This is a genomic window from Enterococcus sp. E5-37 (assembly GCF_035726925.1).
In the GTDB taxonomy this organism is placed as follows: Bacteria; Bacillota; Bacilli; order Lactobacillales; family Enterococcaceae; genus Enterococcus_B; species Enterococcus_B faecium.
Window position 1 is genome coordinate 107,967 of record NZ_JAPMLG010000006.1, and the last position, 24,031, is coordinate 131,997.

24 protein-coding genes and 1 pseudogene are annotated in these 24,031 nt (G+C 34.6%); 22 read left to right on the forward strand and 3 right to left on the reverse strand.

Annotated features, from left to right (window positions below; genetic code table 11):
- The first annotated feature begins 12 nt into the window (after positions 1-12).
- From OS138_RS06825 to OS138_RS06870, 10 genes are all read left to right on the forward strand, one after another.
- Positions 13-1,053: a glycosyltransferase family 2 protein gene (locus OS138_RS06825; protein WP_002323492.1), complete on the forward strand. Its 1,041-nt coding sequence runs from the start codon at positions 13-15 to the stop codon at positions 1,051-1,053.
- Between the two features lie 179 nt (positions 1,054-1,232).
- Positions 1,233-2,105, forward strand: coding sequence for a LicD family protein (locus tag OS138_RS06830; RefSeq protein ID WP_002326485.1), 873 nt, complete (start codon positions 1,233-1,235; stop codon positions 2,103-2,105).
- Positions 2,102-2,803: an IspD/TarI family cytidylyltransferase gene (locus OS138_RS06835; protein WP_002297058.1), complete on the forward strand. Its 702-nt coding sequence runs from the start codon at positions 2,102-2,104 to the stop codon at positions 2,801-2,803. The genes OS138_RS06830 and OS138_RS06835 overlap by 4 nt, the downstream gene beginning before the upstream one ends.
- A 7-nt stretch (positions 2,804-2,810) precedes the next feature.
- Positions 2,811-3,878, forward strand: coding sequence for an NAD-dependent epimerase/dehydratase family protein (locus OS138_RS06840; RefSeq protein WP_104884935.1), 1,068 nt, complete (start codon positions 2,811-2,813; stop codon positions 3,876-3,878).
- Positions 3,871-4,848: a glycosyltransferase family 2 protein gene (locus OS138_RS06845; protein ID WP_104884936.1), complete on the forward strand. Its 978-nt coding sequence runs from the start codon at positions 3,871-3,873 to the stop codon at positions 4,846-4,848. The genes OS138_RS06840 and OS138_RS06845 overlap by 8 nt, the downstream gene beginning before the upstream one ends.
- A gap of 11 nt (positions 4,849-4,859) precedes the next feature.
- Entirely contained in the window at positions 4,860-6,251 is a 1,392-nt protein-coding gene (locus tag OS138_RS06850; protein WP_104884937.1) for an O-antigen ligase family protein, read from the forward strand.
- Positions 6,251-7,075 (forward strand): LicD family protein, encoded by an 825-nt coding sequence (locus tag OS138_RS06855; RefSeq protein WP_104884938.1) that lies wholly within the window; start codon positions 6,251-6,253, stop codon positions 7,073-7,075. Before OS138_RS06850 ends, OS138_RS06855 begins: the two co-directional genes overlap by 1 nt.
- 46 nt (positions 7,076-7,121) lie before the next feature.
- Positions 7,122-8,057: a lipopolysaccharide biosynthesis protein gene (locus tag OS138_RS06860; protein WP_104884939.1), complete on the forward strand. Its 936-nt coding sequence runs from the start codon at positions 7,122-7,124 to the stop codon at positions 8,055-8,057.
- Between the two features lie 33 nt (positions 8,058-8,090).
- Positions 8,091-9,521: a lipopolysaccharide biosynthesis protein gene (locus OS138_RS06865; protein WP_181040935.1), complete on the forward strand. Its 1,431-nt coding sequence runs from the start codon at positions 8,091-8,093 to the stop codon at positions 9,519-9,521.
- A 51-nt stretch (positions 9,522-9,572) separates the two neighbouring features.
- Positions 9,573-10,520: an NAD-dependent epimerase/dehydratase family protein gene (locus OS138_RS06870; protein ID WP_002323484.1), complete on the forward strand. Its 948-nt coding sequence runs from the start codon at positions 9,573-9,575 to the stop codon at positions 10,518-10,520.
- A gap of 39 nt (positions 10,521-10,559) precedes the next feature.
- Here the strand turns inward: OS138_RS06870 and OS138_RS06875 are convergent, their stop codons facing one another.
- A complete protein-coding gene (locus tag OS138_RS06875) occupies positions 10,560-11,720 on the reverse strand; it encodes a serine hydrolase domain-containing protein (RefSeq protein WP_104884941.1) in 1,161 nt (386 codons plus the stop codon).
- A gap of 164 nt (positions 11,721-11,884) precedes the next feature.
- Between OS138_RS06875 and mltG the strand changes: the two genes are divergently transcribed.
- The 7 genes from mltG to OS138_RS06910 all read left to right on the forward strand — a co-directional run bounded on the left by mltG (position 11,885) and on the right by OS138_RS06910 (position 17,403).
- The gene (gene mltG, locus OS138_RS06880; protein ID WP_002323482.1) at positions 11,885-13,060 is read left to right on the forward strand and encodes an endolytic transglycosylase MltG; all 1,176 of its coding nucleotides are present in this window, start codon (positions 11,885-11,887) and stop codon (positions 13,058-13,060) included.
- Between the two features lie 135 nt (positions 13,061-13,195).
- Entirely contained in the window at positions 13,196-13,675 is a 480-nt protein-coding gene (gene greA, locus OS138_RS06885; RefSeq protein ID WP_002295409.1) for a transcription elongation factor GreA, read from the forward strand.
- 167 nt (positions 13,676-13,842) lie between these two features.
- Positions 13,843-14,574 carry a cell wall-active antibiotics response protein LiaF gene (gene liaF, locus OS138_RS06890; RefSeq protein ID WP_002323481.1) on the forward strand — a complete coding sequence of 244 codons (732 nt, stop codon included), beginning with the start codon at positions 13,843-13,845 and terminating at the stop codon, positions 14,572-14,574.
- Complete coding sequence (gene liaS / locus OS138_RS06895) at positions 14,571-15,638, forward strand: two-component system sensor histidine kinase LiaS (protein ID WP_002326482.1); 1,068 nt, start codon at positions 14,571-14,573, stop codon at positions 15,636-15,638. The genes liaF and liaS overlap by 4 nt, the downstream gene beginning before the upstream one ends.
- A 6-nt stretch (positions 15,639-15,644) precedes the next feature.
- Positions 15,645-16,277, forward strand: a complete 633-nt coding sequence (locus OS138_RS06900; RefSeq protein ID WP_002295404.1) for a response regulator transcription factor — start codon at positions 15,645-15,647, stop codon at positions 16,275-16,277.
- A 139-nt stretch (positions 16,278-16,416) separates the two neighbouring features.
- Entirely contained in the window at positions 16,417-17,082 is a 666-nt protein-coding gene (locus tag OS138_RS06905) for a potassium channel family protein (RefSeq protein WP_002289151.1), read from the forward strand.
- A gap of 27 nt (positions 17,083-17,109) precedes the next feature.
- Positions 17,110-17,403, forward strand: a complete 294-nt coding sequence (locus OS138_RS06910; RefSeq protein ID WP_002318627.1) for a HesB/YadR/YfhF family protein — start codon at positions 17,110-17,112, stop codon at positions 17,401-17,403.
- Positions 17,404-17,470: 67 nt separating this feature from the next.
- On the opposite strand, the gene OS138_RS06915 is transcribed toward OS138_RS06910, so the two are convergent.
- Both OS138_RS06915 and OS138_RS06920 read right to left on the reverse strand, forming a co-directional pair.
- Complete coding sequence (locus OS138_RS06915; protein ID WP_325069882.1) at positions 17,471-18,418, reverse strand: phosphoglycerate dehydrogenase; 948 nt, start codon at positions 18,416-18,418, stop codon at positions 17,471-17,473.
- 178 nt (positions 18,419-18,596) lie between these two features.
- Complete coding sequence (locus OS138_RS06920) at positions 18,597-19,400, reverse strand: DUF1189 domain-containing protein (RefSeq protein WP_325069883.1); 804 nt, start codon at positions 19,398-19,400, stop codon at positions 18,597-18,599.
- A 145-nt stretch (positions 19,401-19,545) separates the two neighbouring features.
- On the opposite strand from OS138_RS06920, the pseudogene OS138_RS06925 reads away from it, so the two are divergent.
- From OS138_RS06925 to OS138_RS06945, 5 genes and pseudogenes are all read left to right on the forward strand, one after another.
- A pseudogene (locus OS138_RS06925) lies at positions 19,546-20,457 on the forward strand (cation diffusion facilitator family transporter).
- Between the two features lie 47 nt (positions 20,458-20,504).
- Entirely contained in the window at positions 20,505-20,975 is a 471-nt protein-coding gene (locus OS138_RS06930) for a GtrA family protein (protein ID WP_002292862.1), read from the forward strand.
- Between the two features lie 84 nt (positions 20,976-21,059).
- Positions 21,060-21,668, forward strand: coding sequence for a superoxide dismutase (locus OS138_RS06935; protein WP_002298541.1), 609 nt, complete (start codon positions 21,060-21,062; stop codon positions 21,666-21,668).
- A 133-nt stretch (positions 21,669-21,801) separates the two neighbouring features.
- Positions 21,802-22,002, forward strand: coding sequence for a cold-shock protein (locus OS138_RS06940; protein WP_002292860.1), 201 nt, complete (start codon positions 21,802-21,804; stop codon positions 22,000-22,002).
- A gap of 754 nt (positions 22,003-22,756) precedes the next feature.
- Positions 22,757-23,983, forward strand: coding sequence for an LCP family glycopolymer transferase (locus tag OS138_RS06945; RefSeq protein ID WP_002295400.1), 1,227 nt, complete (start codon positions 22,757-22,759; stop codon positions 23,981-23,983).
- Positions 23,984-24,031 lie beyond the last annotated feature (48 nt).

Consider the following 24,031-nt stretch of genomic DNA (forward strand, 5'->3'; position numbering starts at 1 on the left):
GAAAGAAATGAAATGAGCCATCCGATATTTAGTATAATTATTCCGATTTATAATGCAGAAGACACGATTGCTCATACAATAGAAGTTTTAAAAAATCTGGCATTCGAAGAATATGAAGTGATTTTGGTCAATGACGGTTCAACGGACAAAACAGAAAAGCTGATTCAATCAGCTATCCAAGGAGATAGTCATTTTCAACTTTTTACAACCGAAAACCAAGGCCCTGGACTTGCTCGGAATGAAGGCATCAAGCAATCTACAGGAAAATATGTATTATTTTTCGATGCAGACGATGAGCCAGTCAAAGAAATTTTGGCAGATTATCAGCAGTTATTTGAACAGCATCCTGAAGCAGATTTGCTTATCAGTTCTTTTACATTCCGTACGTTAAGCGGGGAAGAAATCATTTCGGAAAAGGACTATCTTGTTCCAGAATATCAATATACAGATCATAAACAGTTCGTGGATGATATGTATCAACTGATGAATCAACAGCTGATGTATGTAGTTTGGAACAAATGTTACAAGAGGGAAATCTTGATGGAAAAACAGATTCTATTCAAAAATTACAGCAGTTGTGAAGACCGTATCTTCAATTTGAACTATTATGAACATTGTCAGCAAGTAATAATGAATCCAAGAATCGAGTATATCTATCACTTTGAAGGTGGAAAAGGGATAACCAACCAATACAAACCCAATAAATTTGAAACCTTTAAAGAATTTTATGAATTGGCAAATGTGGTGACAAGTGATAAAGATAAATCAGGTATGGCTTCTCTTCTATTAAAAGGAACAACCTCTGTGATTTTTTCTATTTATGAGAATTCTGAGCGAACTGCTAAAGAAAAAAGAGAAGAAGCCATGCATATTTTGAATGATCCAGCCATCCAAGAAGCTAAAAAGATTGCATTGACTGATTCTAGCGCGAAAAAAGTAACAAAATGGCTGTATAATTTGCCAGCTCCTCTCTTATTATCTGCGGTGAAAGCTGGCAGCTTTGTGGAAGTGAAAATGCCAAGCATCATGGCATTGTTGAAGAGAGTTTATTAAAAAAGTCGGAATAAGGGGTTGTGACTGTCTTTTGTCACAACCCTTTTAAAAATAAAAAATAGCTATTTATCTATCAGTTTTCAGTCAGTAAAGAAAGAACCATTTGCATAAGATTGAAAACCACCTCTATTTATGAGAAAATAGGGAAGATTAATAAAAGAATGGTTGAGGCAACTATAATGTACAGTACAGATCCTGAATTAAAAAAAGTTCAAAAAGTAAATCTCGAAATGGCACAATACTTTGTAGATTTTTGTAAAAGTCACGATTTGTTGTGTTATTTTTGTGGTGGCGGCGCAATCGGAGCAATCCGGCATAAAGGTTTTATCCCATGGGATGATGATTTAGATTTTTTTATGCCTAGAAGGGATTATGATCGATTAGCTGAATTATGGGAAACCGGTCCACAAAAAGATAAATTTGTTTTATTAAGACCAGCTCTGACGAATCATGATCGAAACTCCTTTACAACTATCCGTAATGTTCAAACGACCTTTATCAAAACGTATCAGGAAGATTTAGATATCCCTCATGGTATCCAATTAGATATTTTTCCGTTAGATACTGCACCTGAAAAGCAAACTGAACGGAAAAAGCAAAAGATATGGGCAATGATCTATGCGATTTATCGAAGTCAGCAAGTACCGCAAAACCATGGGAAAGCGATGGAATTAGCTGGAAAGCTATTGTTAAATAGTGTACCTGCAAAAACGAAGTATAAAATATGGAGATATGCTGAAAAGCAGATGACCAAATACAATCATAATCCAACGAATTTCGTTACAGAACTTTGTGTCGGACCTCGATATATGGGGAATGTTTATCCTGCAAAAGACTTTGAATCTGCTGTGTGGGTGCCATTCGAAGATACAGAGATGCCAGTACCAGTTGGTTATGATAATTATTTAAGTCAAGTTTTTGGTGACTATATGCAGCTTCCGCCTGAAAAAGATCAGGTTTCTCATCATGAAGCAGTTTATATTGACCCAGAACATTCATACAAAATGTACAAAGGAAAATATTATTTAACTAAAGGAGCAGAAAAAAAATGATTACAGCTATTATTATTGCCGGCGGTGTCGGTAAACGTATGGGACAAGATATCCCAAAACAGTTCATTACAATTGAAGGAAAACCTATTATTATTTATACATTGGAATCATTTCAACACCATCCTCAAGTTGACCGGATTTTAGTCGTTTGCAAATCTGGTTGGGAAGAAACGATGTGGGCGTATATCAAAGAATTCAATATTAGCAAAGTCAAATGGGTCATTACAGGTGGATCAAAAGGACAAGAGTCGATCAATAATGGTGTTCAGTTTTTGAAAGACTATTCTGAAGATGATGATACGATCATCATCCATGATGGAATCCGTCCACTAGTAGACGAACTGGTATTGTCAGATGTAATCGTTAAATGTAAAGAATTTGGTAACGGTGTAACCTCTCTACCTTACAACGAACAAATTTTTATCAAGAAAACAGAAGAAACGACGGAACAGTATGTCGATCGTAACACATTGAGGCGTGTCTCAACTCCACAAGCTTATCAATACGGAAAACTACGGGCAGCATATGACCGGGCAGTGAAAGAAGACATCGGTATGACTGATTCTTCTTATACGAATACCATGATGGTAGATTTGGGAGAAACTTTATATTTTGCTGCTGGTTCTGATAAAAATATCAAATTGACAACAACAGATGATCTAGAATTGTTCAAAGCATATTTAAAAATGAAAGACTAGGTGAAAGATGATGGCGTTGATTAAACAACCAATGTACCAAGAAGATTTGGCAAAAGTAATCAATCATACACCAAAAATAAAACAGCTACATGGAAAATCCGTTCTGATGATTGGTGCTTCTGGAATGATCGGCTCTTTTTTGATTGATACGTTGATGGCTGCTAATGAACAACTAGGCATCAAAATCAAAGTTTATGCAATGGGCAGAAACCGTCAGAAGCTTGAAAAAAGGTTTACCAGTTATCTTGAATTAGATACTTTCGAAATTGTTGAAGGTGACGTCACAGAACCTTTATCAAAAGAGATTCAAGCTGACTATTTGATACACGGTGCAAGTAACACACACCCTAAGGCTTACGCAACTGATCCAATTGGTACGATCATGACTAATCTTGCAGGTACAGAGCAAGTATTGAAACATGCAGTAGTAACCCAGCCTGAGAGAGTATTATTTTTATCAACAGTAGAAATCTATGGCGAAAATCGAGGCGATATAGAAAAATTCACAGAAGATTACTGTGGATACATCGATTGTAATACACTGAGAGCAGGGTACCCTGAAGGAAAAAGAGTCAGTGAATCATTATGCCAAGCCTACATCGCAAAACACGACCTCGACATCGTGATTCCACGGCTTTGCCGTACGTTTGGTCCGACGATGCTTTTATCTGATACGAAAGCATCCTCACAATTTATTTTAAATGCAGTCGAACAAAAAGATATTGTTTTAAAAAGTGAAGGAAACCAATATTTTTCGTATGTATATGTTGGAGATGCTGTTTCTGCTATTCTTCATTTACTGCTTGAAGGAGAAAAAGGAGAGGCGTACAACGTTTCTTCAGAAAACTTTGATTTACGACTAAAAGAATTAGCCCAACAGCTAGCTGATATCAGCGGCAAACAAGTAATTTTTGAATTGCCGGATGAGATTGAACAAAAAGGTTTCTCAAAAGCTAGCACAGCGATACTTGATAACAAGAAAATCAAAGAAAATGGTTGGTATCCAATATTTGAATTGAAAGAATCATTGATACACACAGTAGAATTAGTTAAAGGTGAGAAGCAAAATGTGTGAGATTAGTATTATTGTTCCTGTCTATAAAGTAGAACCTTATTTAAGAAAATGTGTAGATTCAATCTTAGCACAAACATTTACTGATTTCGAAGTGATATTAGTAGATGACGGTTCTCCTGACAACAGCGGTAAAATATGTGATGAATATGCATCGAAAGACAGTCGTGTCCGTGTTATCCATAAAAAAAATGGCGGATTAAGTAGTGCAAGAAATGCCGGGATTGATGTGGCACGAGGAAAGTATTTAGGTTTTGTTGACAGTGATGATTATATCGAAAAAGATATGTATGAACTTTTGTACGACAACATTGTCAAAGAACAAGCAGATCTTTCTATTTGTGGCGTATATGATTTATATGCAAATAGAGAACCTAAAATTCTAAAGACGCAATATATGGTTTTATCGAAAATAGAAGCGATGAAAATGATTCTAGAAGCAAAAGTTGTTTCTGTCCAGGCTTGGAATAAACTATATAAAAAAGAGATTTTTGATACTATCCGCTATCCTGAAGGTGTTATCACGGAAGATGCTGCTGTTATCCTTCCTGTATTAGATAAAACAGAAAAAGTAGTTATTGATACTCAGCAGAAGTATTATTATTTTCATCGGGAAAACAGCATTACAAGTAGTCGCTTTGGTGAGAAAGATCTTGATACAATCAATGTTTGGAAAGAAAATGAAATCTGGATTAAAGAACGCCATCCTGAATTATCTTCAGTTGCACATACTAGAACCTGTTGGGCGCATTTTATCGTTTTAGATAAGATTGTAATTAGTAATCGAGAACGTAACTATAAAGGAACCAAAGAAATATTAAACTTTTTAAGGAGCAATTACTTCTTCATCTTAAAAAATCAATATTTCACTAGAAATAGAAAAATAGCTGCAACTGTATTGCAGTTGAATGTGAGATTGTATAAGAAGCTTGCAATTTTGGAAGATGAGAAATACAAAAGTAAAAATAGTTAGGTGAGTGGAAAATGGATGTAAAAAAAATAAAGTTTTTTTCTGATAAAAGCAAAAAAATTTTTATAGTTGTCTTTGGAGTCGCATTGACCATTCGGTTAATTAATTTTTATAGTCTTTTACCTTCAAAAATCGATACAGCATTATTTTCGTTGATAACTATATGGGCCTTTGCCATTTTAATAATTGATGCGTTATCTAAGGACGTAAAAATTTACAAAACAGATTATCTTTTATTAGGATTTATATTAGCTGTTTTGTGTTCTACGTTCTTTAATGGACCTAGTGGGATAATTGAAAACATTAAACTAGTCATTTGGCAGGTTATTTATTTATTTGTTGTTTATCGTATTGGAAGAGATAGTATTGATTCTGAATTTCTTGCAAAATTCGAAAAATTAATTATAGGTATTTGGAATACTTTGGTTATCATTTCTTTAGGAATGTTCTTTACGCACTATTCTTACGTAGCACCTTTTGATAAATTTTATAATGGGTTTAGAGCAGGATTTGTCGAAAACCGTTTGTATGGTATTTTTTCTGATCCTAATTTTGCCGGTGCAATTTCTGTAGCAGTCGTTTTTCTTGCTATAAAATTATTAATGACGAAAAAAAACAAAATGTCAAAAATATATAGCATAGTTACGATCCTTCTTCAATTTGCTTACATCATTTTGTCTGGATCAAGAACAGCAGAGATTGCTTTGGTATTGTGTGCTTATTTTGCTATCTTCTTTATTGTCTATAATCGATTTGGGAAGACGATTGCTTCTAAATTATTATTGGCAGTAATCTGTGGGGTTATTGGAACTGGAGCTGTTTTAGGAATTGCTGAAGTAGGGAAATATGCTGCCCCTAAATTAATCAATATAACAGCAAGATATGTTCCTAGAAAGTCTGAAAATCCGGATAAAGATCAAAATTCTATCAGTTTAAAACGTGATGATGTTGTAAATAAGGACGATGTGTCTAATAATCGTTTTGCTTTATGGAAAAGTTCGTTTGAGATTTTCCAAAGTAGTCCGCTTGTCGGGAGTTCACCTCGTAATTTGGTTAATTATGCTCAAAAAGAATTACCGAATACGTTCATTGCAATAAAAAAACAAACTTCCCATAATTTTATCTTCTATTTATTAGCAACAACAGGTCTGTTAGGGACTATACCGCTACTTGTATTTCTTGGAATTAAGATTTGGAATACATTGCGCCAACTATTTATGCGTACTATAAAAGACTACGATTCGTATGTATTAAATACCATGGCAGTACTTGCAATTTTGATTTCTGCTATGTTTTTAACAGAACTAGTATTAGTAAATAAATTAGGAAGCCTCATCTTTTGGCTATATTTGGGATATATATCAAAAAAACATCCTGTGGTAGATAAGGGAGGTATATCAGAATAATGAGAGAATTAAAGATTAAAGATATCCAACGTATAAGCGTAGAAATCCTTGTTTATATAGACCAAATTTGTAGAGAAAATCAGATTGAGTATTCATTGTTTTATGGAAGTTTAATTGGTTCAGAGCGACATCAGGGTTATATTCCTTGGGACGATGATTTGGATATTATTTTGACCAGGCCTAATTATGAACGATTAATCCAACTTCTTAAAAATGATAATTCGTATAAATTATTAAGTTTTGAAACGAGAGATAATTATAGATATTGTTATGCAAAATTAGTTGATCCTAATACAAAAGCGGTAACGAAGCAATATTATAGTAGTGAAGATCCTGATTTAGGAGTCTTTGTAGATATTTTCCCCTTTGACGGATTTCCAGAAAATCCAGAAGAACGAAAACAATTTGGCGATTTATGTGAACTCTATCGTGCAAACATGATGTTTACATTAAACCATTCGTACGCTATATCTAGATCAAAAGTTAAAGCAATGGTTAAAAGGGTGATTTATTATCCTAAGTACCGTCGACTGTTGAAAAAAGGAAATTACTCATTCTGGAAAAATAAATATGAAGAATTAGTGCGTAAGTATCCGATTGAACAGACGAAGTATTGTGGGTACATGGAATTTATTAATGAAGTATGGGGAGTTTTTCCGATAGAATGGTTTGAGCATTATGACGACGTAGAATTTGAGGGACATCAATTTAAAGCGATTAGAGATCGGAAAAAGTTTTTGGAACTGAGATACGGGGACTACATGAAACTCCCGCCAAAAGAAGAAAGAATTTCACATCATCCCTATAAATTTTATGAAAAGTAACTAGATGAATTAAATTAATTTGTATTCGAAGTAAGGATGAATAAGAATGATAGACTATAGCAAGATAATGATTATTACCCTAGATAAAAAATCTGTCCTTTATTCAACAGACGCAATTGAACTTGGAATAGACGTAAACAGTTATTTTAAAAAAAGAAATATGTTTGTCAAGTGTTTAAATCATCTTGACAGATATATTAATACTACTTTTTCCGGAATAGCATATGGTGACTGGAAAAAAAGATTAAATGGAATAGAATTACTAATACTAAATTCACATTTTTTTTCAAAATCAGTTATCAAGTATGTAAATAAACATTATCCACATGTTCGTATTATTATTTGGTATAGTAATCCTGTTTCAGTAGATACACCTATTGACTTCTTTGATGGACTAAATTGCGAAATCTGGTCATTTGATAAAAAAGACGTTGAACAGTTTTACTTAAATTATAATAATCAATTTATTGATACTAGTAGCTTAAAAGTCGTTTCACATGAGAAAAAATATAAGTCTGATTTGTGCTTTATAGGAATAGATAAAGGACGATTAACTTATTTAACAGAACTTCAAACTTTTTTCAAAGAAGTAGGTATAGATTCAATGATCTATATTGTAGATTCCAGTCGAAATTCTTCTTCAACTTATCAATACGAAAAGCCGTTAAGTTATCAAGAGGTAATCAACTATGAAGGAAATTCGAAAGCGATATTAGATATTGTTCAAGAAAATCAAACAGGACTGTCTCTTAGACCTATTGAGTCGATTTTTTTGGGAGTAAAATTAATAACCAATAATAATATGGTAAAATATCAGGATTTCTATAATGAGCAGAATTGTTTTTTACTAACAGAACGACCTTTATCTGAACTAAAACAATTTTTAAATACCCCATATGTTCCGGTACCAGATAAAATATTAGAAAAATACACTCTAAAGAATTGGATCAACAACTTTATACGATTTGATTCAGATAAATGATTATAGTTTTTTAGAAAGATGATGTGATAAAACTTGAACACGAAGGCAAAAATGGTTTTTCGTAACTTATATTATACGGTTGGAGCAAATTTCATAACATTAGCTATTTCCGTACTATTGAATTTATTTGTGCCTAAATTGCTTGGAGTAAGGGAATATAGTTATTGGCAACTGTATGTGTTTTATTCTTCTTATGTTGGTTTTTTGCATTTAGGATGGATAGATGGTATCTATTTAAAAATTGGCGGTGAAGAATATGAAAATCTAGATAAAGATAATCTAGGCTCGCAGTTTTGGTATTTATGCCTTTTTGAGACCCTATTATCTGTAGGTGTTATTATCTTTAGTCAGTTCTTCATGCCTCCATCGTATAAGAAAATGATTTTGACTTTAACAGCAGTAGTTTCTGTTATTACGATAATGAAAACATTTATATTATATGTATTACAATCAACAAACAGAATAAAAGAGTATGCTCAATTATCTCGTGGCGACAGATATTTATATGTAATAATGATAGGAATTTACTTTTTTATAGGCGGACGAAACTTTTTTTGGCTGATTATATTAGATATCATTTCAAAACTAATCATCACTTTATGGGGAATGATGCAAATTTCTGATATGGTTTGGCAAAGAAATATACTTAAATTTAAATCTGTTTTAAGAGAAATTGTTGATAATATCAATATTGGTAGTAAATTGATGTTATCAAGTATTGCAGGTATGCTTATTATTGGTTCAATTCGTTTTTTTGTAGAACAAAGATGGACAATTGAAATTTTTGGTAAACTATCTTTTACTTTGAGTATCTCTAATATGTTTTTGACGTTTATTAATGCAATAGGTATAGTAATGTTTCCACTGCTACGTCGTTCGAATAAAGAGAAACTTCCATGGTTATTTAAAACAATAAGAGACTTGTTTGTACCAATTACGTATAGTTTTTTAATTTTTTATGTTCCAGCTAGATATATTTTAAGCATGTGGTTACCAGAATATGCTGATAGTCTTCAATATATGGGAATTCTATTTCCTATTGTTATTTACGAAGGAAGAATGTCTTTATTGATAAATACCTATTTAAAAACAATACGTAAGGAAAAAACAATTTTGTTTGTAAATATACTTACTTTATCATTAACATTGTTGTTTGCTATAGTTATTATTTTCTTAGTTGGAAATATAATGCTTGCAGTAGGACTAATTTTATTTAGTTTAGCATTAAGATGTAATCTTGCAGAATTTTTCTTATGCAAATACTTAGATGTAAAAGTAGGAAGTAAAATTATATTAGAAACCGTATTAACAATCTTGTTTATTATTGGTAACATAGTATTCGACGGTGGGTTCTTAAGTATGGTTGTTTATTTAATTAGTTTCTTAGTATATATATTTATTATTAGAAAAAATTTGGTAAAAAGTGCTAAAGAATTTTGGCATCTAATGAAAGCCGATAATTAGTTTGATATTTAAGTTAATAGAAAATAAATATGTGCAATTGGAGTGAATTTGATGGATACTATATTGATTACTGGCGGAGCTGGTTTTATCGGCTCAACGCTAGCGAATTATTTAGGAAAAGAAAATAAAATCGTAGTAGTCGACGATTTGTCAATGGGAAAAAAAGAAAACTTGGATATGGAGAAACAAGTGATTTTCATTGAGGGGGATGTATCAGATCCTCAATTGATGGAAAGAATCATGAAAGAGTATCAGTTTGCCTATATTTTTCATTTAGCTGCTGTAGCTAGTGTGGCAGATTCTGTAGAACGTCCTCTAGAAACTCATCGTGTAAATTTTGACAGTGCGCTTTTATTGCTTGAATTGGCACGAAAATATCAATCTGGTTTAAAACGATTGGTATTTAGTTCATCAGCTGCAGTTTATGGCGATGAACCAACGTTGCCAAAAAAAGAAGAATCGGTCATCCGTCCTTTAACACCATATGCCATCGATAAGTTTGCAGCAGAACAATATGTTTTGGATTACTGTCATTTATATGATGTTCCGACTAGTGCTGTCCGATTTTTTAACGTTTATGGTCCAAATCAAAATCCTAACTCTCCATATAGCGGAGTTATTTCGATTCTAGTAGACCGATACAAAAAACAATTGGCAGGAGAAAAAGCAGAATTTACTTTATTTGGTGATGGTAGCCAATCTAGAGACTTCGTTTATATAGAAGATGTTATACAAGCACTTTTACTTGTTGCTAAGGAAGAAAAAGCATTAGGGCAACAATTCAATGTCGGTACAGGAAAAAGCACTACGCTACTTGAATTGATTCATTCAATTGATCAAATCCTAGGAACAGAGCTAGCACTTAAATATGAAGCGGAGCGTTCAGGGGATATTCGTGATTCTTTAGCGGATGTTTCAAAGATCCGTTCTTTAGGTTATCAACCCAAATTTGATATATTGAACGGAATGGAACGTTATTTAAAGACAGAAATCGATTAAAACAAAAAACCAGCAGGATGCTGGTTTTTTTGTTTCGACTTAGCTTTTTAAATTAACACCTTCCATCAGTTCGTAAATCTGATTTCTTAAATCAGTGGCCGGCAATTTGATGTTTTTATCAGATTGGATATTACTTTCCATGACGATTGCATCTTTTGTGTCTTTTTTCATCGCCGCTACTGCATGGAATCGATTGATATTTCCCTGAGCAAGGATATAATCATTTCCACTGTAAACACCGCCGCTATAAGGATGTTTATCACCATTATTTTGCCACAATGAGAAAAGTAGTTCTTTTGGTATAATATCGCCAGACAGAACACTGGTAAAGAATTTGTTCAAGTCATAAACAGACATACTTATATTTCCTGTGCCTAATTCATTTCGGATGTCTGTTTCAGGCTCGACCAATGCTTTTGAATAATCGTCAGTTGCAGACATTTGGTAAGATACAGCATGCTGAGGGGAATTTTTTACATTTTCATAAAAATCTGTATGTTTTAGATGGAGTGGCCGAATGATTTCTTTTTTTAAAAGAGTTTCATAAGGCTGTTTCGTTAGTTTGATCAATATCCCTGTAAGCAATGTATAATTTAATGGTTCATAATGATACGTATCATAATCAGTAAATTTCAAATGATGAAGGGCAAACTGAATGATCTCACTATCTGACATAGGTTTTTTTGGAGAAGCGGTTCGATGAAGACCAGAGCGCATGTAAAGCATATTTTTGATTGAGATTTGCTGACTTCCAGGAATCTGAGGATAAAATTCAGATAGCTTTGTGTCAAAAGTTATCTTGCCAGATTGAATTTGTTTTAGGATAAGTAAAGCAGTCATCGCTTTTTGGATCGAACCGATTTGATAGTAAAGAGAAGGAGAATTCGATTCTTTTATGCGTAGATTTGCGTACCCATATCCTTTTTCTAATATCACTCGATTATTTTTGCGTACATAAATCGAACCGATATAATCTGATTTTTGCAGTAATTGATCAATTTTGCTGGCAAGCATCTGCTCATTAGATGTTAAATTGGAAGCAAGTTGTGCGGGTTCCGTTTTATAAATTTGTGGTTGAGGTTGTTTTGTTAATTGCCATCCTGTAATGATGCCTGTTGAAAAGAAGCTGACAGCCAGCAACAAAACTGCGAGAAAAGAAAGAGAGATCTGCTGTTTTTTTTGATGTTTTCCTTTTGCCATGTTAATTCCTTTCTATCCATTTTTAACTATTTTTCATTGTAATCCTCAAAAAGAGCATTTGCCACTTACAATTTTGACATAATATTTGGTAAAATAATTCACGGCAGTAGAAATTTCATGTATAATAAACAGAGTTACGAAGATGATAGTAAGGAGGAGTTGTTTTGTCAGGAAACAAACAACACCCAAGCAAAGACAAAAAAGAAGCCAGTAAGGCAGCTACAGCAGATATAATCGACAAGCGGAGAAATCTGCGTAAAAAAGAAGATAAGATCGTGAGGAAGATCATTTTAGTGATCGCTCTTACATTATTGATTATTGGCGGATTTCTCGGGTTTACCGTATATCGTTATGTAGATAGCGGGTTGAAGCCTTTAGATAAATCGGACGACCAATTAGTCCAAGTGGAAATCCCAAGCGGCTCTTCTAATAAGCAGATTGGCGAGATTTTGGAGAAAGACAATATTATTAAAAGTGGGATTGTTTTCAATTATTATACAAAATTTAAAAACTTAACTGGCTTTCAAGCTGGTTATTATCAGTTAGCGCCTAATATGACTCTTGATGAGATTGGCAAGCAGTTGCAAGAAGGCGGTACATCTGAGCCAACAAAAGTTGCAGATGGGAAAATTGCCATTCCAGAAGGCTACGACATCGATCAGATTGCTGAGCGGGTAGCGAAGATAACTGGTAAAGACAAGAAGGAATTTTTAGATTTAGTAAATGATGAGACTTTCTTTAACGAGTTGTATCAAAAATTCCCAGAATTGTTGGAAAGTGCCTCTAAAGCTGAGAACACAAAATACCGTTTGGAAGGCTACTTATTCCCAGCTACTTATGATTACTACACGAGTACTTCGCTTAAGGATCTTGTGATTGAGATGGTGAACAAGACAAATACGGTCATGCAAAACTATTATTCAGCTATCAAACAGAAAAATTTGACTGTACAAGAAGTTTTAACTTTGGCTTCTCTAGTTGAAAAAGAAGGCGTAAAAGAAAATGATCGTAAAAATATTGCACAAGTCTTCTTTAACCGAATCAAGGCAAATATGCCACTTCAGTCAGATATCTCTGTTTTATATGCATTAGGAGAACATAAAGAATTGGTGACGTATGAAGATACAGCTGTAGATTCACCATACAATTTGTATACCAATACCGGCTATGGGCCTGGTCCTTTTGACAATCCAAGCGAAGAGGCAATCAAGGCAGTATTAGAACCAGCAGAAAATGACTATTATTATTTCGTAGCAGATACGAGCACTGGAAATGTTTATTTCGCTAAAACGTATGAAGAACATATGGAACTAGTGCAAAAATATGTAAATAATTCTTAGAAAAACAGGAGCTAGTCATTGATCATTTTTAGAAAAACATTTACATTTTAAGAAAAGCGTGGTAATCTTTTTTGGACTATATTCCTCAAAAGATTACCTTTTGCGGTATTTTATCGAAAAAAGGAGACGTTACACATGGTAGAGAAAGTTTATCCAATGACTCTAGAAGGTAAAGAAAAATTAGAAAAAGAATTAGAAGAACTAAAAACAGTCAAACGCGGAGAAATCATTGAACGAATCAAAATCGCTCGCGGTTTCGGAGATCTTTCCGAAAACTCCGAATACGAATCAGCTAAAGATGAACAAGCATTTGTTGAAGGAAGAATCACAACAATTGAAAATATGATCCGTTTTGCACAAATCATCGATAATGACGGCGTAGATGCAGATGAGGTATCGATCGGTAAAACAGTTACGTTCATCGAGTTGCCTGATGGAGATGAAGAAGAGTACACGATTGTCGGAAGTGCTGAAGCAGACCCGTTTTCTGGAAAGATTTCCAATGATTCTCCTATCGCGCAAGCATTGATTGGCAAACGTAAAAATGATGAAGTAACCATTGCTACACCAGGTGGCGATATGTTAGTTAAAATCGTCAAAGTAGAACAAGCGTAGTCTGACTGAAAGATCTAGAGAGTTCATCTTACTGATGACGCACTCTAGATCTTTTCTCTTTGAGTATTGCAGGTTTCACTGAACGATCTTACATCTAAAGTCCTATAGCCAACAGTCAAAAAAATAGGTATGATGAAATGAGAATGTGTCAGGAGGGAGAAAAAGCGATGAATAGTTCTTGGCGTTTTTTTGTGGTAGTCGAAGCACTGCTGCTGTTATTTGCTGTTTGGCAAATCGTAAACAATACTGGACTTTTGCTTTTAGTAATATTCGGTATTTTCAATATATATCTAGCTATGCGCAAATATCCTCGTACTAAATTTCAAAATTTTCAATTGATCTTAGGGAGCTTGGTCATTTTTTTTAGCTTAGTCAACAGTCCTGCTTTATGGATGATGGTTGTATTGGCCATTTTATTTATCGGACTGAAAGGTGTAGAGATTTCAGGAATAGATTTGACAAAAAATGCTTTTTGGCGAAAAAAACAGATCATGATGGTCCAAACAGAGCAATTAAAAACACATAATAATGAGCGTAAAAGACAGCAATTATTTGGTAACCAACGTATTGGAAACGACGTCTATGAATGGGATGATATCAACATTGCCATCATTTCTGGTGATACTATCATCGATTTGGGCAATACACTTTTGCCAAAAGATGATAATATTGTGATTGTAAGAAAAGGGATAGGCAGAACACGGATCTTAGTACCCCTGGGAGTGGCTATTCGATTAGAGCATGCGACATTAGTAGGAAATGTCTTGTTTGAAGAAGAGCAGTTTTCCTTAAAAAACGAACAGATCAAAATCTGCAGCAGTGATTATGATGAAAATCCTCGCAGATTGAAGATCATTACCAATACCTTGGTTGGAGATGTCGAGGTGATACGAATATGATGGGAAGAATTTCCAAAGCAATGCTAGCTGTTTATTCGGGGATTGCGGCTTTCCTTATTATTCTATTTTCACTTTTCACTTATTTTTATGCCAGTAACCAAAGTCATTGGTGGGGAGAATTGCTGCGTGCGCGTTTATTATACGTTCCGCTTATCTTCCATTTGATGGCCATTTCATTAGGTGTAGGATTGATCGTATTTCTATTGTTATCACTTATTCAAAAGGCAAAATACGGGAAAATCGAAGAAAAGCTTCGTGCACTTTCTTCTGGCAATTATGAATCCAAACTTTTGCATCAGCCGATCCCAAGCGCGTCGGATGATCTGTACATCAAAGATATTGATATAGAAATTACTAAAATAAAAGAAAAAATGATCGAAGTATCCAGTGAATTACAGATTATGACTAGCCGTCCTCAATATGTAGATGGACAAACCAAAGAAGAGATTTTAGAATTAGAAAGGCATCGATTAGCTCGTGAGCTTCATGATTCAGTTTCACAGCAATTATTTGCAGCGATGATGATGATGTCGGCATTGACGGAGCAAGCAGAAAAAAGTGAGACACCAGAAATGTTCCGTAAGCAGTTGAAAATGGTGGCAGAGATCATCAACGCTTCCCAGTCTGAGATGCGTGCGCTGCTTCTTCATCTGCGTCCAGTCAATTTAGAAGAAAAAAGTTTAAAACAAGGCATTGAGCAGTTATTGAAGGAATTGCAGAATAAAATCCAGATTTCGCTAAAATGGGATGTAGAAGATGTAAAATTAACTAGTTCCATTGAGGATCACTTGTTCCGAATCGTTCAAGAATTGTTATCAAACACATTAAGACATGCTAAGGCTAATGAATTAGAAGTCTATTTGCATAAAATAGATAACAATCTTTTATTACGTATCATTGACGACGGGACAGGATTTAATATGAATGAAACCAAAACGGGAAGTTATGGATTGAACAATATCAAAGAACGAGTAGCTGGTATTGGTGGAACAGTAAAAATCATTAGTTTTAAAGGGCAAGGTACGAGCGTGGAGATCAAGGTCCCTTTGATGAAGGAGGCATAGATAAAGATGATAAAAGTTTTATTAGTAGATGACCATGAAATGGTACGCTTAGGCGTCTCTTCTTATTTATCTATCCAAGAAGACATTGAAGTGATTGGAGAAGCTGAAAATGGACGTCAAGGCTATGAAAAGGCGATGGCACTTCGACCGGATGTCATTTTAATGGATCTAGTCATGGAAGAAATGGATGGCATCGAATCAACAAAAGCAATCTTAAAAGATTGGCCAAAAGCCAAAATCATTATCGTCACAAGTTTTATTGATGATGAAAAAGTTTATCCTGCAATTGAAGCAGGAGCAGCAGGATATTTGTTGAAGACGTCTACCGCACATGAAATAGCTGATGCTATAAGGGCTACGCAACGCGGCGAGCGAGTATTGGAACCTGAAGTGACAACAAAAATGATGGAAAAAATGAGTCGGCGAAATGATCCAGTATTGCATGAAGAATTAACGAATCGAGAAAATGAAATTTTGATGCTGATTTCTGAAGGGAAAAGTAATCAGGAAATCGCGGATGAATTGTTTATCACACTGAAAACAGTCAAAACGCATGTGTCGAATATATTAGCTAAGTTAGAGGTAGAAGACCGAACTCAAGCAGCTATCTATGCGTTTAAACATGGTTTGGTGAAATAAAAACGATGATAAAGAGGATAATCAAAAGCTGAGAAAATAACTATTATTTTTCTTGGCTTTTTTACAATAATGATGCTTGCTTTTGTTTTTGGAAAGGCTTTGTTATACTGAGAAAAGAAGATACTAAAGGAGGAAAATGGTGAAACAAAATTTTGCAATTGTAGGCCTTGGACGATTTGGCGGAAGCATCTGCCGTACACTGATCGAAGCTGGACAAGAAGTACTGGCTATTGACAGTAATGAAGATCGAGTCAATGAATATATGAATATAGCCACTCATGCTGTTGTGGCAAATGCACAGGATGAGATGACACTTCGTTCATTAGGTATAAGAAATTTCGATCATGTAATTGTCGCTATTGGAGAAGATATCCAAGCCAGTATCTTAGTTACTCTGATGGTAAAGGAAATGGGCGTACCGAATATTTTAGCAAAAGCCCAAAATGAGTACCATGCCCGTGTACTAGAGAAGATCGGAGCAGATCGTGTCGTACACCCTGAGCGAGACATGGGGATACGGATTGCACATAACTTAGTATCAAAGAATATTCTAGACTACTTAGAGCTGTCAGATAAATATTCTTTAGCAGAAATCCGAGTCTCCAATCCTAAATTTTTCAACAAAACATTAGCTGAATTAAATTTCAGGCAACGTTTTGACTTAACAGTAGTCGCCATACGAAGAGTAGATCAAACGGTTATCGCTTCTCCTGCAGCAGATGAATATGTTCGCGAAAATGATAATCTACTGGTGATTGGAGAGACAGGCGATGTGGATATTCTAGACGATAAGATGAATCAATAGAAAGAAAAGAGAAAGTAGGTTGTTGGGATGGAATTAACGGTAACGCCAAAAGCACAAAAGTGGTTTGACTCAGAAATTGATCTGCCAGAAACTTACGGAATACGTTTTTTTGGAAAAGTCTACGGCAAAACAGAGGTTCATGATGGTTTTTCGATTGGAATGTCAGTTGAACAGCCAGAACATCCTGTAAAGAAAGTGGAAATGGATGGGACACTTTTTTTTATCGAGGAAGCAGATGAATGGTTCTTTAAAGGATATGATTTACTTGTTGATTATGATCCCAACCTGGAGGAGCCAACCTATCACTTTAAAAAACAATAAAAAAAGAGAGGGTGACACAAGTTTTGTCACCTTCTCTTTTTTCTTTTGAAAATATTGTTTTCAGCTATTAATATCCTGCAGACAATTTTACTTGATTGGTTTGAAGCTCATGGGTGGCAAAGTAGCTTTTCAGATTGGTTAAAAAAATAGCCATTAATTTCTTTTGAAAATCAGGTGTCAAACCTGCAATGTGGGAAGTAATCAGTACATTGTCCATTTTCCAAAGAGGATGATCTTGTGGAAGAGGCTCTTCCTCAAAAACGTCTAATGCTGCAAAGGAAAGTTGCTGGTTATTTAAAGCCTGCACCAGATCTTGTGTCTTAACAGAAGCACCACGGCCAACATTGATGAATACAGATTTTGGATCAAAGTGTTCAAACATATGCTGATCAAAGAGCCCAGTTGTTTCCTCCGTTAGAGGTAAGATATTGACTACGAAATCTACTTCAGGAAGAACTTCCGTTAGTTGATTTAAAGAAAAAGTCTTTTCCATTCCTTCTGCTGGATGACCGGATGTATTGATTCCATAGCAGTTCATGTCTAATGCTTTGCATTTTTTTGCAATCATTTTTCCAATATGGCCAGTTCCAATGATTAGTATTTTTTTTCCTTGGATAGATTGGTAATGGACCGATGAACCTAACCATTTCATGTCACTCTGTGCCTTTTGTGCTTGAAAAAGACCACGAGAATACCCAAGGATGATTCCTAAGACATGCTCCGTAATCGATTCACTGTGGATGCCACTACCATTTGAAAGTAAAATATGTTTCTTTGAAAAAGTCTCAAGGGGTAGCTGATCAACACCAGCTGAGATAGATTGGACCCATTTCAAGGTAGAAGAGGCTAATAGTTTTTCTTGGTAGTCTGAGTTCCAGCCCAAACTGATCTCTACATTTTGTAGATCCTCTGGTTGTAATTCTGTTTTAAAGATATAACCAGGCGCTATAGTATGGATTTCTTCGATAAATTCATCACGAAATGGACGATCTGCATAAATGATTCTTTCTGACATAGTTAATTTCCCGCCTTTCTTTACTCTAAGTGTAGCGCATACAAGAAGAACTTTGAAGCGCCTTGCTTGTTTTTTGAGAAAGAAATATTTTTCAAATAAAAAAGGGGCTGTGACAAAAAAAATGTCACAACCTCTAAAAGGGTCTATTGAAGTAGAAATAACGAGTTGTCTTTATTTCTTAATTGATCGATATTTTTGCCCATCCTTTGACAGCTTGAGCAAAAATAAAGATTCCTGCAAAAGCAATGAAGGCGCTTGTGTCAAAAGAAGGAAGAAAGACCATCAAGATTGTTGCAATTATAGTAGGCAATGAAATTGAATAGATCAATGTTTTTAAACAATCAAGAAAAGTAGCTTTTGTTAGTCGAAAGCGTGCATAGAGAAAAGCAGCAATGTTGGTAAATAGCAAAGTGATCAGCAGATTCAGAAAACTAGGATAAATAGAAAATATAAATGTCAGGACTTTTATCCAAAGTGGTATAGATGCTTTACTTAAAAAAGAACGGAGCTGCTTACCTGTTAAGTTTTTTAAAGATTCATTGGTGTAGGGAAGTTCTAATTGGTTATTGTTCAACAAAGCAGAAGTCGTGCCTGTATTAGGAAGAGCTATGATAAGTTTGTTTTTTAACATCCCGACACTAACAAAATTCCCCATCAAATCAGTAGAGATGTCCTGTTCTGTTCGTTTTCCCTCTGGATCAAATGTGAAGATAATGGAGTTTGTTTGGTAAATGAATCCTTCTTTTTCTTCGGTTTGAAGCTGCCCGTTTTGGATTGTAAAATCAGGAATGCGAGTAGCAATCTTTTGCCCATCCAATTGAATGTTGTTTAAGACTTGAAAAACTTGAAAAGAGATTGGCAAAGCCATAATTATACTCAAAACTAAAAGATAGACAATGGCTTTCCAAAATGGGACATTTCTCGCCTCCTTTAGGTCTTTGAATCGTATAAAGGAACTGATAATTAATTGTTTTGTTGTCATAAGTACTCCTCATCTAGTAGTGTCATCACTTGCAATTCTAGCGAAGTATCAAGTGAAATACAAGTGCTTTAGGGAAACAGCTGAATGATTGGTGAAATATCAAAAAAATGTTATTCTTGTCTAAAGACTATCCAATATAAATAAAATGGAGGAAGGAATAGTGCCTACACAGCCACAGAGATCATCAAAAAAACTATTTGGAGTAGTGGTTTTGAATGCGGTGATCACTTTATCAGAATTTATTGGAGGGATTATGTCAGGGAGTTTGTCTCTTGTTTCAGATACTTTCCATAACCTTAGTGATACATTGGCAATTATTTTTTCTTACGGGGCACAAAAAATGGCCCGAAAAGAAGCAAATAAAAAACGTACGTATGGCTACCAGCGTTTAGAAATATTGAGTGCTTTCATCAACTCATTCATATTGATCATATTATCCTTGTTTTTAACCGTTGAAGCATTCAAGCGGTTCACTTCACCAGAAAAGATAAATAGTCATTTGATGCTAACAGTAGCAGTTATTGGATTGCTCGCGAATTTGTTCTCAGTATTATTATTACGACAAGAAGCAGATGAAAGTTTGAATATAAAATCTAGTTATTTGCATTTGTTAAGTGATACACTGTCTTCGGTAAGTGTGATTATCGGAGCAATTTTGATCCGTTTTTTCGATATCTACTGGATCGATCCAGTTATTACACTGATCATTTCGATATATATTGATAGAAGCGATAATGGTGATCAAAAAAGCTGCCGCTATTTTGATACAAAGTGCACCTGCTATCGACTATGAAAAAATGGAACAAGAAATTGAAGCAATCGATGGGGTAAAGGATGTTCATCATGTCCATATTTGGCAGTATAGCGAAAAGATAATTATTTTCGACGGACATATTGATTTTGAAGATCAGCTACTAAGCGAGATTGAAAAGATATATCCTCGTATAATTTCTTTATTAAAATTAAAATATGGTATTACACATGTGACGATCCAAGCAGAGACAAAGGCAAAGGATCAAAAAAATTAATTTTTTTAAATAAAGATGAAAGTTATTGAAATATAGAGTATGATAAATAAGAATTTTTAATAAGGTAGGTTGGCTCATGAAGCAGTATCGACAGTTAAAAGGATATTTAGAAGCAAAAGGATATTGGGAGATACTAGTCTATCTCTTTTTTGGTGGTTTGGCTACGATTGTAAATTTTGTTAGTTTTGCTCTCGCACGCCAATATTTTGATTTAAGTATGGCCTTATCCAATTCTATTTCGTGGTTTTGTTCTGTATTGTTTGCTTTTGTAACGAACAAACTTTGGGTATTCCATTCAAAATCACCGAATTTTACACATGCACTTATTGAATGCGGTAAGTTCTTCTTCTACCGTATCCTTTCTTACGGATTGGACATGGGGGCAATGGTATTGTTGATCAATGTTATGAACAGCAATGAGTATGTGGCGAAAATCATCACTCAAATTATTGTTATCCTAGCGAACTATATTTTCAGCAAGTTGTTTATTTTTAAAGAAACTGAGGTTTTTGAAGAAGAAGTAGGTCAAAGTGAAAAAGACGACTAGGCATAACAATTGAAGAATTTCCTTCTCTTTGTTACTCTTTGTAATGTAGACATTATTAAGAAAACATTGAGGAGGAATTTTTTTATGACTTACACATTACCAGATCTACCTTATGCATATGACGCATTGGAACCTTATATTGACGAAGAAACGATGCATCTGCATCATGATAAGCATCACAATACTTATGTGACGAATTTAAATGCAGCAATTGAGAAATACCCAGAATTAGGCGAAAAAACAATAGAAGAATTATTATCTGATATGGACGCTATTCCAACAGATATCAAGACAGCTGTACGTAACAATGGTGGCGGACATGCTAACCATTCATTTTTCTGGGAAATCATGGCACCAAATGCTGGTGGCGAACCTACAGGAGAAATAAAAGAAGCGATTAATGAAGCTTTTGGTGATTTTTCTTCTTTTAAAGAAGAATTCAAAAAAGCAGCCGCTGGACGATTTGGTTCTGGATGGGCTTGGCTTGTAATGGAAAATGGAAAATTAGCTATTACCTCTACTGCAAATCAAGATTCTCCATTGATGGAAGGAAAGACACCAATTCTAGGTTTGGACGTTTGGGAACATGCTTATTATTTGAAATATAAAAATGTCCGACCAGATTATATTGCAGCATTCTGGAATGTTATTAATTGGGATGAAGTAAACAAACGTTTCGAAGCAGCAAAATAACCATTTCCTCCGTCATATCAGTCTTAAAAATAATTTGGAAAATAAAAGAGCGAAAGCTTGCTAGCGTTTTCTAAATTGGGTATAATGTTCTTGCAAGGTTACTTGCAAGAACTTTTTTGGAGGCTATACATTTATGGAACACGGAACGGTTAAATGGTTCAACAATGAAAAAGGATTTGGGTTTATTACAGTAGACGGCGGAGATGACGTATTTGTTCATTTCTCAGCAATTCAAGGAGACGGCTTCAAGAGCCTAGAAGAAGGTCAAGAAGTAGAATTCACGATTGTTGAAGGTGCACGCGGACCTCAAGCTGCTGAAGTGACTAAATTATAATAATTTGTTGAATAAAGACACGACTTCTTAGAGAGTCGTGTCTTTTTGTCTATTTATGAAGTTTTTAGATTTTTTGGCTAAGTAAATGCATTTGTTCACTTGACATGTCCTAACTAATTATCAAGCAAGGAACATTTTCTTCGTTAGTAATGGATTTTAAAGAAATTTCAGTTTTTTGGATGTTGAATAAAAGACCATTTGTGAAACCACTAGTATACATACTCATTACCATGTCAATTCTATTACTTTAAAAGAAAATCGTTTTACTTTGAAGAGGAGCATATTTATCCATTAAAAGATGATGGTAATGCAATCACTAGTTCGAGTTATTTTAATAGCCATGCAGTGAGCTGGAAATAAAACGAATAGAAGATGGGTTTAACAAAAGGAACAGTCATAGGAAGAAATTTTCGTGAAATCGAATGATAATCTGAACGGTAGGCAAAGACTGTTAAAAAGATGAGAAAGGTATGTGCGATCATTTTACTGCACGATTATTTGGAAAATACCTTGTTGTTCGCTTTTTCTGGAAAAAATACATAAAAAAAGATAAAACGATTGCGAACTGCGTGTATTCGGTCTTTCGATCTTTTTCACGGTATGGTATGATAGTTAAGAATTTTGAGAAATTTTAAAAAATAATAATCGTTACACAAAAATGTTTTTTAAAGTTTTCTTATGATTAAAAAGTGAATTTGCTGATTGAACAGTTATATGAGACAATATTTTAGAAAATGTGAAACAGAGGTGTATTATGAAGCGATGGCAAAAAGTTCTATTAACCTTGTTAGGGGTATTCGTTTTGCTGATTGCCGGATTATCAGCATACGGAATCAGATTTATGGGAGAAGCGAGCCAAACAGTAAACAAAATTTCTAAAAACTCTAATCGAATATCCTCCAAACGTTCTGAGAGAGTAAGCATTGATGACAAAGAACCTTTTTCGGTTTTGCTATTAGGTTTAGATACCGGTGGATTAGGAAGAACGGAACAAGGACGTTCTGATACGATGATGGTAGTAACAGTTAATCCGAAACAAAAAAAATCAACGATCATCAGTTTGGACCGAGATATTTATACGAATATCGTAGGTTATGGAACGGTAGATAAATTAAATCATGCCTATGCATTTGGTGGTGTCGAAATGGCCATGGATTCAATTGAGCAACTGCTCGATATTCCTATTGATCATTATGTAACGATCAATTTGGATGGCATGGAAGATTTGATCAATGCGGTCGGTGGCATCAAAGTGAATAATAAAATTGACTTTACTTTGGATGGTGTCCATGTACCAGTAGGTGAACAAACATTGAATGGAGAAAAAGGTTTAGCCTATTCTCGAATGCGACACGAAGATCCAGAAGGCGATATCGGTCGACAACGTCGTCAGCGGGAAGTAGTGACGAAAATCGTCAATAAAGTTTTAAGTTTAGATGGCGTAAGCAATTATAGAAAAATTTTAAAAGCAGTTGAGAACAATGTGACGACGGACTTAGATTGGGATGACATGCTTGATGTAGCGACGAACTACACCCCGGCGTTTGAAACAATCAAACAAGACCAGTTGCAAGGCGAAGGACAAATGATCAATGATATCTACTATCAAATTTTAGGAAAAAATGATCTTCTTTCGATCCAAAATGAACTGAAGAAACAATTAAATATAAAAACAAGCGATACATTACCTAATTTGAAAAATGAGAATGCTTCAATGATGTTCTTTGATGATTCGGAAGATGGCGATTCGACAAACGGTGATGGATCGAATAGTGAAGGGTACACCGATTATTCTTCCTATTCAGAAAACACATATGATCAGTACCAAGATCCGAATACCTATTATCAGCAAACAGAAGATACAAGTCAGTACTATACACCAAGTCAAGATACTCAAAGTTATGATCCTTACGCTGGACAGGAACAAAATGGTTATGGTTATGACCAGAATAATGAGTATGGAACAACAAGTGGGTACTAGAAAAAATAGTTTGGTTAATAAAGAGTGCCACCTAAATTAGACAAAAAA